This window comes from Flavihumibacter solisilvae, from assembly GCF_000814475.1.
Classification (GTDB): Bacteria; Bacteroidota; Bacteroidia; order Chitinophagales; family Chitinophagaceae; genus Flavihumibacter; species Flavihumibacter solisilvae.
In genome coordinates this window covers 234,191-246,904 of the sequence record NZ_JSVC01000001.1, presented here as the reverse complement: position 1 = coordinate 246,904, position 12,714 = coordinate 234,191, and the positions used below count along the sequence as shown (strand labels likewise).

10 protein-coding genes are annotated in these 12,714 nt (G+C 47.4%); 2 read left to right on the top strand and 8 right to left on the bottom strand.

Annotation, left to right across the window (positions count from 1 at the left end; translation table 11 throughout):
- The first annotated feature begins 69 nt into the window (after positions 1–69).
- Positions 70–633, top strand: coding sequence for a GNAT family N-acetyltransferase (locus OI18_RS01020; RefSeq protein WP_152616691.1), 564 nt, complete (start codon positions 70–72; stop codon positions 631–633).
- Here the strand turns inward: OI18_RS01020 and OI18_RS01015 are convergent.
- From OI18_RS01015 to gcvT, 3 genes are all read right to left on the bottom strand, one after another.
- A complete protein-coding gene (locus tag OI18_RS01015; protein ID WP_039136254.1) occupies positions 628–1,362 on the bottom strand; it encodes a 2-phosphosulfolactate phosphatase in 735 nt (244 codons plus the stop codon). The two genes, OI18_RS01020 and OI18_RS01015, sit on opposite strands and share 6 nt — an antisense overlap.
- A gap of 36 nt (positions 1,363–1,398) precedes the next feature.
- A complete protein-coding gene (locus tag OI18_RS01010; protein ID WP_039136622.1) occupies positions 1,399–1,872 on the bottom strand; it encodes an SRPBCC family protein in 474 nt (157 codons plus the stop codon).
- A 73-nt stretch (positions 1,873–1,945) separates the two neighbouring features.
- Positions 1,946–3,031, bottom strand: a complete 1,086-nt coding sequence (gene gcvT / locus OI18_RS01005; protein WP_039136253.1) for a glycine cleavage system aminomethyltransferase GcvT — start codon at positions 3,029–3,031, stop codon at positions 1,946–1,948.
- A gap of 249 nt (positions 3,032–3,280) precedes the next feature.
- Here gcvT and OI18_RS01000 point away from each other — a divergent pair, with 249 nt between their 5' ends.
- Positions 3,281–4,018 carry an HAD family hydrolase gene (locus tag OI18_RS01000; protein ID WP_039136250.1) on the top strand — a complete coding sequence of 246 codons (738 nt, stop codon included), beginning with the start codon at positions 3,281–3,283 and terminating at the stop codon, positions 4,016–4,018.
- A gap of 17 nt (positions 4,019–4,035) precedes the next feature.
- Here the strand turns inward: OI18_RS01000 and OI18_RS00995 are convergent, their stop codons facing one another.
- The 5 genes from OI18_RS00995 to OI18_RS00975 form a co-directional block, all read right to left on the bottom strand.
- The gene (locus OI18_RS00995) at positions 4,036–4,692 is read right to left on the bottom strand and encodes a response regulator transcription factor (RefSeq protein WP_039136620.1); all 657 of its coding nucleotides are present in this window, start codon (positions 4,690–4,692) and stop codon (positions 4,036–4,038) included.
- 196 nt (positions 4,693–4,888) lie between these two features.
- Complete coding sequence (locus OI18_RS00990) at positions 4,889–7,150, bottom strand: PspC domain-containing protein (RefSeq protein WP_052272749.1); 2,262 nt, start codon at positions 7,148–7,150, stop codon at positions 4,889–4,891.
- A 28-nt stretch (positions 7,151–7,178) separates the two neighbouring features.
- A complete protein-coding gene (locus OI18_RS00985) occupies positions 7,179–7,547 on the bottom strand; it encodes a PadR family transcriptional regulator (protein WP_039136249.1) in 369 nt (122 codons plus the stop codon).
- Positions 7,548–8,135: 588 nt separating this feature from the next.
- Positions 8,136–11,594 (bottom strand): amidohydrolase family protein, encoded by a 3,459-nt coding sequence (locus tag OI18_RS00980; protein WP_039136247.1) that lies wholly within the window; start codon positions 11,592–11,594, stop codon positions 8,136–8,138.
- 142 nt (positions 11,595–11,736) lie between these two features.
- Positions 11,737–12,681 carry an isopenicillin N synthase family dioxygenase gene (locus OI18_RS00975; protein WP_039136245.1) on the bottom strand — a complete coding sequence of 315 codons (945 nt, stop codon included), beginning with the start codon at positions 12,679–12,681 and terminating at the stop codon, positions 11,737–11,739.
- Between the last annotated feature and the right edge of the window lie 33 nt (positions 12,682–12,714).

Below are 12,714 nucleotides of genomic sequence, written 5' to 3'. Positions count from 1 at the left end.
GAACAAAAATACCACGCGGAAGTTGATTCGGGTTACGAATTCGGGAACACTGCTCTGTATCTTCGGGTTATGAATATGTTGCAAAGCAGTCTCCTGCTGGTCAGTAATTTTTCTGATGATCCGTTGTTCAGATTCGCATTTACAGGCCCGGAGACTAACAGGCACCGCGGAATGGAAGCATATTTCAGCGCTGCGCTGGACTATTGCCTGCAGGAAGGGTCAATAATAATAGCTCCGGAGAACAGGGGTTTGCTTGCATGGATCCCCGGAAGCGCTTTTCCGCCGCATATAGACCAAACCAGGATCCGCAACCAGCCCTCCTATGTTCAGGAAGCCTGGGAAAGACTGAATAATCATGAAAGTACTCCGGAAGCCATTATTGCTGCCAACGCAAACTCCTTTGCTTATTGCTGGCTGCTGACAGTTGATTTCTCCGTCAGGGGAAAAGGGTACGGTCGCATGCTGATGGAAAACGGGTTTGACCAGATGCGTGAAGCCGGTTTAAAGGAGTGCTGGCTTAGTACAGAAAACAATTGTAACAATGCATTCTATGAACTGCATGGAATGGAACTGTTTGAATCTGCTGCCGCATCAAGCGGGTTAACGAGTTATATATTCAGAAAAAGATTATAGGCCGGCTGCAATGAGTTTCCCATCGTCATAGAGCGGCAACACATTGGCGATATCTGCGGTGAGGCAATAACGTATATCCTTCTCAAGGCCATAGCCGGTAAGCCGGTGATAATGCGAGGCGTTCTTCGCTTTCATGAATTCATAAAGGTCGTTCTCTCCTTCCCGGTATAGCCCTTCGGCCATATTGGAGGAATCACAATTGATATTGAAATGATCCTTAATCCTTGACACTACAGCGCCGGCGAACAATGTATCCTCTATATTGAACCGGTCCTTCCAGGCAGCACAACCGAGAATAACATTCCGTTTTTCCTTAATGAGATATTCAGAAACTGCTGATAGATTTGGAAAAGAGCCGGTAATAATGCCCGGGGCACCGCTATTCAACGCCATATGCAACAGCTTGGTGCCATTAGTCGTGGTGAGGACAAGCGTTTTGTTCTCTATGAAACTGCGGGGATATTCAAATGGTGAGTTGCCGTATACAAGTCCTTCAGCTACCTTGCCATCTCTTTCGCCAGCGGTAATTCCGCCGAGTTGCTTACCAAGATCAATACAATGAGGCACTGAATCGACCGGGATAACAGCAGCGGCGCCATTGAACAGCGCAGTGGCAATTGTAGATGTTGCACGCAACACATCAATAATTACTACAATGCTTTCTTTTACATCATAAAGATGCAGAAGGGCTGGTGAAAGAGCAGTGAATAGCTGGGGCTTATTATTCATGGGCTGCAAAGATAAGATGCTTTTGCGCCCGGATTGTTAGTAGATGAACTGTTTCCACAATTCAGATTCTGCTATTTTTTTTAAGGACGCATTCCGTCTTTCCAGAAGCCTGTTCATATAGCGTCGAAGCAACAGGGTGTCGGCCAGTTTGCCAACCCAACCGTAGGGCACTTCGTAATGCATATAGTCGATCATGAGGGTTCCGTTTTGTACAGCCTTGAAATGATGCTCGTGGTGCATTTTGCGGAAATCACCTGAAACCATCTCATCAGTAAAGGTCTGAGGGATCTTCATCTGGGTAATCTTCGATTTCAGGATTCTCGTCTTGCCCAGGTGGCGCGCTTTCCAGGTTACCGTTTCGTCCAGCCCGATCAGTCCCGCCGTACAGCCGGAAACTGCTTCCTCTTTGGTATGGGCCATCGTTTTTTTATGCAGATCGATGCTGCGTGACAAGTCAAAAACTCTTTCAACAGGTGCTTGAATGAAAGTAGTCAGATGAATGGTGGGCATAGGAGCGCAGATTTTGAGCCTTACACCCATTATCCTTCAAAAAATGTTCCAAACTCGCGGTTTACCCTAAGCGCTATTGGAAGGGCAGCTTTGTTACTTTCGCTTTCAATTGCTTGTCCCTTACCCTAATAAAGATTTCACTTTCTGTTTGTGCATGGTCTGTAGTCACATAACCAAGCCCGATAGCTTTTTGGAGAGAGGGCGATTGGGTTCCACTGGTAACCTTGCCTATTACTGTTCCGTTTGCGTCCGTGATCGGGTAGTCATGGCGGGGAATTCCCTTTTCAACCATTTCAAATGCAATGAGCTTACGGGTAACGCCATTCGCTTTTTGCGTTTCCAGGATTTCCCTGGCCATAAATTCTTTGGTGAATTTGGTTATCCATCCCAACCCTGCTTCAAGTGGTGAGGTAGTATCGTCAATATCATTACCGTAAAGGCAATAACCCATTTCGAGGCGGAGCGTGTCACGGGCACCCAGCCCGATCGGTTTGATACCTGCACTCTTTCCGGCTTCAAAAATCGCATCCCAGATAATATCCGCAGCGTTGTTGCTGTCCTCGAAATAAATTTCAACACCACCGGCGCCGGTATAGCCGGTTGCACTCACCAGTACATTCTCCACACCTGCAAATTTTCCTTTTGCAAAAGTGTAGTATTTCATATTCAGGATGTCCATGTCCGTTAGAGACTGGAGGATCTTTGTGGCATTCGGGCCCTGGATTGCCAGCAGGCAGGTTTTGTCGGAAATATTATGCATCTCGACACCCGCAGTATTAAAACTGCTGATCCAATTCCAGTCCTTTTCAATATTGCTGGCATTCACAACAAGCATGTACACCTTGTTCTCTTCAATACAGTAAATGATAAGGTCGTCGACAATGCCGCCTTCATGATTTGTCAGCGCGCTGTATTGTGCTTTTCCTGCTGTCAGCTTCGAAGCATCGTTGGTAGTAACACGCTGGATAAGGTCAAGCGCCATGGGGCCTTTCAGGATGAATTCTCCCATGTGGCTCACATCAAACACACCCGCATTTGTACGGACTGCTGCATGCTCATCGTTAATACCGGAATACGAAATTGGCATGTTATAACCTGCGAAGGGCGCCATTTTCGCGCCGAGAGCTTCATGTTTTTTTGTGAATGCTGTGTTTTTCATATAGCTGCGCTTATACGGGCGCAAATGTAGCGGAAAGCAGCTGAATGACCATTCACAGATGAAAATGTGATTAAAAACAATAATTTAATACACTGGTAACCACCGGATTGATACAATTAACAACCCGCGGGGTAAGCCGAAATGCGCATTCGGGTTAACTTTGCACCGTTACCCTACTTTCCGGCAAAAGAATTGAAAGCTTAGCAATAAGAATGGATTCCCGGACATTATAAATACAAAAGCGTGTAGATGTTAGTACTGGCAACGGATCTTGATGGAACGTTTTTAGGAGGAAGTGATGAAGACAGGCAGCAATTGTACCGGTTAATCCAGGAACATCCGTCCATCCGGCTGGTTTTTGTAACCGGTCGTGGCGTGGACTCAGTCGTTTCCTTATTGAATGACCCCCGAATCCCCACTCCAGACTTCATTATAGGTGACGTAGGTGCTACAGTTGTGGATGGACTTACACTCGAACCCGTGCAACCACTACAGGCAGAAATAGAACAATTGTGGCCCGGCTCCCTGGTTGTAGGAAATAAACTGAAAGATATTCCCGGCCTGCAACTCCAGCGGGTTCCAATGAACCGGCGCTCCTCTTACTTTTATTCTGACCATACCGATATGGAACAACTGCAGCTTAGTGCTGACGCGTTGGGATGTGACGTCGTGGTGTCAGCTGGAAAATACATCGATGTTTTACCCCCTGGCATCAATAAAGGCTCGACCTTCAGGAAACTGGTAAAACTCCTTGGCGTAAAGGAAGATGATATTCTTGTTGCGGGTGACACCCTGAACGATCTGTCCCTTTTCCGTACCGGATACAAGGGTGTGGTTGTCGGTGAAGCAGAGCCGGCGCTTATAGAAGCAACTGTTGACCAGGAGCATATCTATCATGCTGCCAGCGCAGGTTGCGGCGGAATCCTGGAAGCCTTCAAATCATTAGGGATCTTCACTAAGTATGACCTTGCTCTCACCTGGAACTAACCAGGCGGGCAGAACTTTTACATCATTACAATTCCGTTGCGGACCGCAAAAAGCACAAGTCCAACCCGCGAAATTACGTGCAGCTTTTTGAATAATGTATCACGGTAGCTGTCGACTGTACGTGGACTCACTCCCATTTCCTCAGCGATTTCACGGTAAGTCAGCTCGGTTGACACCAGCTTCAAAAACTCCACCTCTTTTTCCGACAGTTGGGGAGGCGTTGGCGGAGGCAGCGCTTCGTAACTATCCGTTTCAGGGTTATACCTTGAAGCATAAAATTCATCCAGGCAGATACCTTTATCACGCAACTGGATAAGCGCTTTCCGAAGTTGGTCGGGATGACTGTCTTTGAATACAAAACCTTTGACACCAAAGTTCAGCATCTTGATGATAGCGAGGTCGCTGTCAAGCATAGTAATCACCAGTATCTTCGCTGTCGGGAGATTTTTTTTGATCCATTCCGCCGTTTCATAACCATTCATGACCGGCATGTGTATATCAAGCAGAATGATGTCCGGATGGGGATGAGTCTGTAATTTATCGATAAATTCCCGGCCGTTGTTGGCTTCCAAAACTACTTCGAATCCTTCAAACGTGTTGAGGACTGTGGCCAAACCTGCGCGCAGCATGTTATGGTCATCAACCATTGCTATTTTTTGGAGAGCCTTGTTCATCCTAAACCAAAAATGAATATCCTTTAAAATTAGGGTTAAGCCAATACCATTAAGAGGGTATTTTCCCCAGTCGCCCCAGTCTCCCAGCCACCCGGGTGCACATGCAAAAAAAGAACCCCGGGCAGAAGCCCGGGGTTGTTCCAACTTCAACCCCGCATACCTTCCCAAAGGGAGGCGGCGGCAGGGTTGGTAAATATTATCTCAGAAAGGTGCTGAGGACCAGCAGCGGTGAAACTTCGGCCTCACCAACGCTGCGGATTTTATTGATCTGTGGGATCTTGTCCAGCAGGCTGGTTCCAACTTCACCTTCGATTTCAACTTTGGTAGTTGCCCGGATATCCGATTTTACTACGACAGTGTCTTTGCTTTCTTTCTTCTCCGGAGCTTTATACTCGTAGTTTTCATTCTTGTTTTTCAGTTCGCCTTCGCCTTCGATGATTACTCCGTTCTCATCTATTTTCAGTTTGAATTTTCCATCTTTCAGCTCAGGTTCGAATGGAGAATTGGTACGCTGAAGACCATCGCGGGTCATTACATATTCCACATTGTTGTCCCAATGGTAAGAGTCGTCCCAGTTATTATCCCAGCTTACATTGAATCCCCTTCTGCGGTTGGAGTTGACAGTGAACCATTCGTAGTCATCAAGGCTTTCGTCCAGTTCAATCTTCTTTCCGACCGGCACTTCAACTACAACAAGAACCTGCTGGTTACGGAACTTATCATCACGGGTAATTGCGAATCCTTTCGGCAGCTCGAGAACGCTGTCTTTCTGCTGAACAGAGAAAGTGATTTTTTCAGCCAGTTCTTTTGCCTTTGCATTGGTGTTGCTGCGGCTGAACCTCACGGTATATACGTGGAAGGAAGAGTCCTTACTTTTTACCACATTCACGCGCACTGTCTTCAGCATAAGGCTGTCGTGACTGATGCCATAGAAAGGAGCATCTTCATCCCAGCCGAAATCAAAGAAATCATCGCTGTAGTACCTGATGTTGTTTCCAATAGCTGCTACAAACAGCTTATTGTTTGAAGGCTGAACCATACTCACCTCATTTTCAATACCAGCGCGGTTTTTGAAGTTGCGGGCAAACATGCCAGCAAGAAAGATGAAACTGAACAGGCCGATGATCCACAAGCCACCGAATGTATAACCAAGGTAGTTGTTGTTGCTTTTCACTCCCATGATGCGGCGCACCAGCCAGGTGATCATTGCAACAGCAGGAACACCAAGGAACAGGATGAGGCTAAGCCAGGCAAGAAGGTTCTGCCAGAATCCTTCCAGGAAGAAATCCTTTACAGGAAACACAGCCATTCCACCGAACAGGATGCCCATAAGAGCCGCAAAAAGTGAGAACGCAATAATTGCAGCGATGAAAAGGAAGAAGGCCTTGAACAGGATGCCTATGGCATTGCCGATTCCGGATCCGGCCCGGCCGACAGCGGGACCAGCTTCTGATGCGAAACCCCTGGCACGCTCACCTGCAGTTGCAGAGAAGCTGCGACCACGCTGCCCGAATTGCTGAGCAGTTTCCTTTACTTCGGCGCCCCAGCTTTGTGCCTTGCTCTTAAAATTTTCGAGATCTCCTTTTACGGTATCCCGGATAGAATTAAGGTCTATCTTCTCACCTTTCATTTCAAGCTTTTCCGCTGCGCTGTTGGCAAACGGAACCGCAATCCACAGAACAATATATACAACAAACAAAGTGCTGCCCAGGCCTCCGGAGATGAATCTCGGTCCGAAACTGTAATCCCAGTCCCAGAAAAAGGCATTAAAGCTTCCTCCGATGATACCAAGTATAAGTGGCAGGGCGAAGATCAGCCTTGGGATCCAGGTCTGGATGTTGAAATAGGCTGCCAGGCCACCGCACACACCTGCAATCACCTTGTCGTCAGGATTGCGGTAGAGCCTCTTGGTAACATTTGAGGTGAGCGACTGTGAGGGTACGATGATCCAGAGAAGAATGTACACCCAGAACAAAGCACCGAAGAGCAGTACAAAAACGATCCGCATGATCACAGGGTCTATACCCAGGTAATTGGCAAGTCCGCTACACACACCGCCTATGATTTTATCATCGGCATTGCGGTAAAGACGACCGCGACCACGTGGTTGGGAAGCTGCTGAGCTAAAGGATCCTGCTCCTGGTTGGGTAGACTCGCTGCTTTGAGCGGACGGGCCGCTGGCTGCTTCTGCTTCAACGGCGTCGAAGTCTTCCGGACGGCCCATATTAGCGATAATGGCATTCACATCTTCATCAGTTATACAAATGGCGCCTTTTTTTAGGCGGTCTGAGAACAGTTCGGCTATACGGCCTTCAATGTCGTTTATGATCTCATCACGCCCTTCTTCATTGGCGAAATATCGACGCAGGCTCTCTGTATATTGCTTCAGCAGGTCGAAAGCAGTCTCCTCTATCGGGATTACCCTGCCCTGGAAGTTTATATTGATGACCTTTTTCATAATTGATAAGTATTAACGGGTTGAAGTTTTAGTTGGTAGTTGGGTTTTCAGGAACGGAAGGAAGCGATTCAGTTTTATTGGTTAGAGCTTTTACTCCATTAGCGAGTTCTTTCCAGGTGGCCTCGAGTTCCTGGTAAAATGCCTCGCCTTTGTCGGTCAGGGAGAAGTATTTGCGGGGCGGACCGGAATTACTTTCTACCCAACGGTAGGTGAGCATATCGGCATTTTTAAGGCGGGTCAGCAGGGGATAGAGGGTACCTTCCAATATTTGCAGGTTGGCCGCCCTCATCTCGTCCACGATATCACTCGGATAGGCTTCGCCGCGGCGGATTATGGACAGGATACAGAACTCCAGTATCCCCTTCCGCATCTGGCTTTGTGTGTTTTCTATATTCATGGCGAACTTGGGTTTTTTGGGCTGGCAACGATTTTTTTCGCTGGATAAGGTTTGTTTAGCGGATAAGGTTTGTATCGCTGCCAGCCCCTTTATATTCCTTTGACAACACAAACATACAGAAGGTTTCAGTACTATGCAAACTAAAGTACCTACTTATTGAAGGTAATTCTTATAAAAAGATAATGGGTGATGGCTGAAATGTAGTCTGGTATTGGGTTTGCTGAGGAATGGGCTACTATTGGGATTTTTTTGTTTTGGATGAACGGCATTATTTGATGATGAAAAACCAGCTTTTTATTGCCAAAGAGGCAAAATCGTGTTACCGCCCGGTTGAATTGGCGCAGGCCAACCAGTGCTGAACTTTGCATTAACCTTGCTTAATCCTTGCTTTAACCATGCTTTAAAATGCCGGCTACAGAAGGGATAATACATGGTTGAAGCATGGTTAAAGCAAGGATTAAAATATATTAGATTGAAAAACAACTATTTATATAAGTGCACAATTGACACTTAATAGGCTTCGGGATTGGAGCCCGGGAGGTTTTTAAGAAAAAAGCCCAGATCAAATTTGATCGGGGCTGCTGGTTATCAATCTTTTATACCAGTATTTGGTTTGGGAGGTCCGGATGTCCATTCACGGCGGTCGAGTTTCCGGGCAGTGGGCCATACCTCATCCCCGGTATTGCCATCATAAACCCGCCCATTCTTAACTACATACTTCACCGAGTTGGAATTCCGGATGTTTTCAAGCGGGTTTTTATCCAGGATCACCAGGTCTGCCAGTTTACCGGCTTCCACACTTCCGAGGTCACCATCGAGTCCAAGGGCCTTTGCTCCTGTTATAGTGGCTACCCGCAGCACGTCAAAAGGTTTCATTCCCCCGCTTTGCATCGCCCACATTTCCCAATGGTAACCCAGACCCTGGAATTCGCCATGACTTCCGATTCCGGCCAGTGCTCCATTGTCCACAAGTGCCTTCATATTCTTCGCGTGTTTCTGGAACACATGTTCTTCCGGCATAAACCATCCCTGCACACGGCGGGTTTTCTCTGCAAGCTCTTCATGCGGCATGAAATATTGCATTTTGGCATCATGGTAAGGGTTTTCCGTTTCAAAGAAATAGTTCTCGGCGAACGGACCGCCATATGAAACGAGCAGCGTGGGGGTAACGGACATTTTTGCTTCCGCAATTGTTTTTACCACGTCACTGTACAGCGGGTAAACAGGAATCGCATGCTCATGCCCGGGATAGCCGTCAAGCAGGTTGGTCATATTCAGTTTATAATTCAATCCCCCTTCGGTAGTGGGATGAAGTCCCTGGTTCCTGGCTGCCATAATTATCCACTGGCGCTGTTGCCTGTTGCCCGTCAGGTACATCTTAATGTATTTCGTATGGAAATACTTACTGTGCTGCTGCAGGATGTTTTCCGCCTGAAGGGAGTCCTTAATATTATAGGCCCAGAAACCGACACCCGGCCCGGTAGAATAGATGCGAGGTCCGACCATATTTCCCGCTTCCACCATATCCCCGTATGTAAGCACATCAGTGGTACCTGTCTGCGGATCCATCGTTGTGGTTACACCATAAGCAAGATTTGCGGCATAAATCCAGATCTGGTTTTTATGGATTCCCCAGTTGGGCCACATATGCGAATGCGTGTCTACAAAACCAGGGAGGATGACTTTGCCACTGCAATCGATCTCATGGGTGCCACCCGGAACCTGCAAGCTTCCCGAACTGCCAATTGCCTTGATGCGGTTATTGATTACCAGCACATCTCCTTTTTCAATGATTTCTTCGCCTTTCATGGTAAGGATGCGCGCGTTCTTTAGCAACAGGGCAGATTTTGGTATATCCCTTTCAAAATAAATTCTGACAACTGTTTCGGCAGGTTTATATGCCGGTTCTTCTTTTTTCTTTGCAGCTGTACTGTCTTTCCGGATTTTCAGGGTGTCAATAATCTTCTGGAGACTGTCTGATTTTTTGTCCGGTGTTTTGCTGGCTTCAGCTTTTTTCACAGCCTTGATACTATCCTCAAAAAATCTTGCGCGATCAATGTCGTACACGAAATGTGCATTGCCAAGGCTCCAGTGGATCTTCTTTCCATCTGAAGACCAGGAAGGAAACTCTCCCCCTATTGTGGTAAGCTTACGCGCAGGAAACTGCGCCACTGCTGCGTCTGCCACACTGATGTTCACAGTTTTGCCTGCCTGTGGAATCGACACCCAATACAGTTCATTGTTGATTTTTGCGAAAGCCTGGTGGCCGGAAGGCGACATGGTGATCAGCGCTGCTGTGGAAGGACTGAGTGTTTCCATTTCTGCTGCACCTTCCTCGGTCAGGATGCATTTATCCGGCACAGGCCTTCCATATTTCATAATGCTGATACCATAAGTGGTGATGCCGGTGATCTTAGCATGTATCTTTTCATCGCTGCCATCCCATTGAATTGAAGAAAGCTGGCCATTGTTATTTAGATAGATCCGGTTCTGCCCTTTTACAAAATGCGGGTTATAACGCCCCATTGCTTTATCGATAATTGTTATGTCACCACCTGAAGCAGGGATCCAGCAGATCTCATCTTCCGCATCATTGTAGAACGGGGATATTGATTTGCGGTAGGTTTCAGCCTGGCTGCGAATAAAGACGATGCGGTCGCCTTCGGGGTTAAAATTGGCAAACTGGTACATTCCGGGAGTCCTGGTCAGTTGTACTGTTGCACTTTTCCCGGTTAAAGCTGCGCGGTAAAGATGACCTCCGTCAGGAGTCCAGCTGCTAAAGACTATACCCGAACCATCTGGCGTCCACACCGGAAGGGCTTCCGTAAAATTATTGGTAGTAATGCGCCTGGGTTTTCCATTTGGGAAATCCATGACATATAAACGGTTTAAAGCTGTAAATGCCAGTTTTTTCCCATCAGGGGAAGGAACGGCGTCCCTGATCTGTGTGATCAATCCGTGTGATGAGTCGGAAACCGGGTATTTAAATTCAAGCCGCTCGCCGAGCTCGAGTTCTGTTTCTACTGTAAAAGGTATATCGGTTATGGCGCTGCCATCGATGGGTATGCGTTTAATTTTGCCGCCCATTGACACTATGATTGCCTTGTTGTCGGGGGTGAATGCCATGCCCGGTAACACGCCCATGGTGGCAATTGATTCCTGTTCGTCGCGTTGAACGGGATATGCCAGCCATCTTTCATCGCCCGATTTCAGGTCTTTCAGTATAAGTCCGGTTTTATCTTCATACCGGGTGCCATATACCAGCCACCTGCCGTCGCGCGAGAGTACCGGCGTGAATGCAGATCCATACCTCGCAGTTATAGTATTGATTTTGGCTGACTGCCGGTCGTAGACACCAAGCTGGTACTGGGGCATCTGTGCATTATAATTCCAGGATCCGATCCTGCGGGAAAAATATATGTACCGGCCATCGTGGCTCACTGCAGGATCAATGGTTTTTAAAACGGGGGGTGCATCAACAAGCTGGATTCCTCCCCCGCCATCCTTATGCATCATATACAGCTGGACATTCAGCCTGCCTTTCGCATATACAACATATTCACCGTCCGGTGTCCATGATGCGTTGGGAAAGTTCATGTTCTGGTCTTTTGTAAGCTGAACGGTATCCTGCCTGTCACTGTCTATGTACCACAGATTTTCACTTCCGCTCCGATCCGAGGTAAAAAGAATTCGCTTGCCATCCGGACTGTACCGCGGGTGAGTATCGAAAGCGAGTCCTTTGGTAACGGCCACAGCTTTTCCACCGGTTGCAGGGATGGTATAAATGTCACCAAGCAGGTCAAAAACGATTGTCTTGCCATCCGGACTCACATCTACTGAGATCCAGGTGCCCTCACTTGTGGTGAGTTTAATTTTTCGTTTGGGCTTCAGCGGGAGGTTCTTGAACGTGGAATATCCCAGCGTATCTTTTTTGAGCGTATCGGAAACCGGGGAAATATTTGGTCCTCCGAAATCTGACTGAGCGTTGGTAATTGAGAAATTCAGCAACATTCCGCCAGCAAGGAGACAGCCGGTTGCTAAAGACATACGGCAGCGCATAAGGTTAATGGTTTAACTCCAGAAATTAAGCAGTATTCCTGATAATAGAAAACCCTTAGTCAAATTTAACCCAGGCTGCCGGAAAAAAGGGTGTTTTTACTTCCCTGATTCCGGGCATTTTATAAACCGGCTATTTCTTAAGGCCGATTTCCCTAAGCCTTTCATCAAGGTACTCGCCGGCGGAAGTATCCGGGTACCCCCTGGGATGCTTTTCATCTATGCAGCTTTCGAGGCAGGCGAGACTCATCTTGCTTTTTGGATGCAGGAAGAAGGGAATGGAAAAGCGGCTGGTATACCATAATTCGCGGGGTGGATTTACAACCCTGTGGGTAGTAGACCGGAGGCGGTTATTGGTTAGTCTCTGTAACATATCGCCCACGTTCACAACAATCTGTTCAGGAAGTGACGTGACGCCGACCCAGTCGCCCTGTTTGGTGAGGATCTGCAGTCCATCCGCACTTGCCCCGACCAATAAGGTAATAAGGTTAATGTCCTCATGCTGCTCCGCCCTGATCGCCGATTTGGGTTCATGCGTGATCGGTGGATAATGAATTGCTCTCAGGATCGAATTACCCTTTCTTATCTGGTTGTCGAAATAGTGTTCATCCAGTCCGAGGTAAATGGCAATCGCCTGCAGCAGCGACTTCCCGGATTTCTCGAAAGCCCGGTATGCCTGGTTGAAGGTTTCTGTAAAATCGGGTATTTCTTCTATTTGAACATTATCCGGATATTCATGTTTTTCCGGGTCATCCGGTCCGACTGTTTGGCCGTGCTGGTAAAACTCTTTGAGGTCAGGCGCCTCGCTGCCTTTGGCATGTTCCTTGCCAAATGAAGTATAACCACGTTGACCGGCCAGTTCGGGGATTTCATATTTTTTCTTCTTATCTGCCGGCATTGAAAAGAACTGCTGCACACGGGAGTAGATCTCCTCGATAAGTTCATCCGGTATTCCATGATTTTTGACCGCGACGAATCCCACGTCTTCATAGGCTCTGCCCAATTTTTGAACAAACTGTTGTTTTAATTGCGGATCCCCGCTCAGAAAATCTGCAAGGTTTACTACCGGAATGGACATATGAAATCGCTTTAAAAAGATAAGAAATGTGCG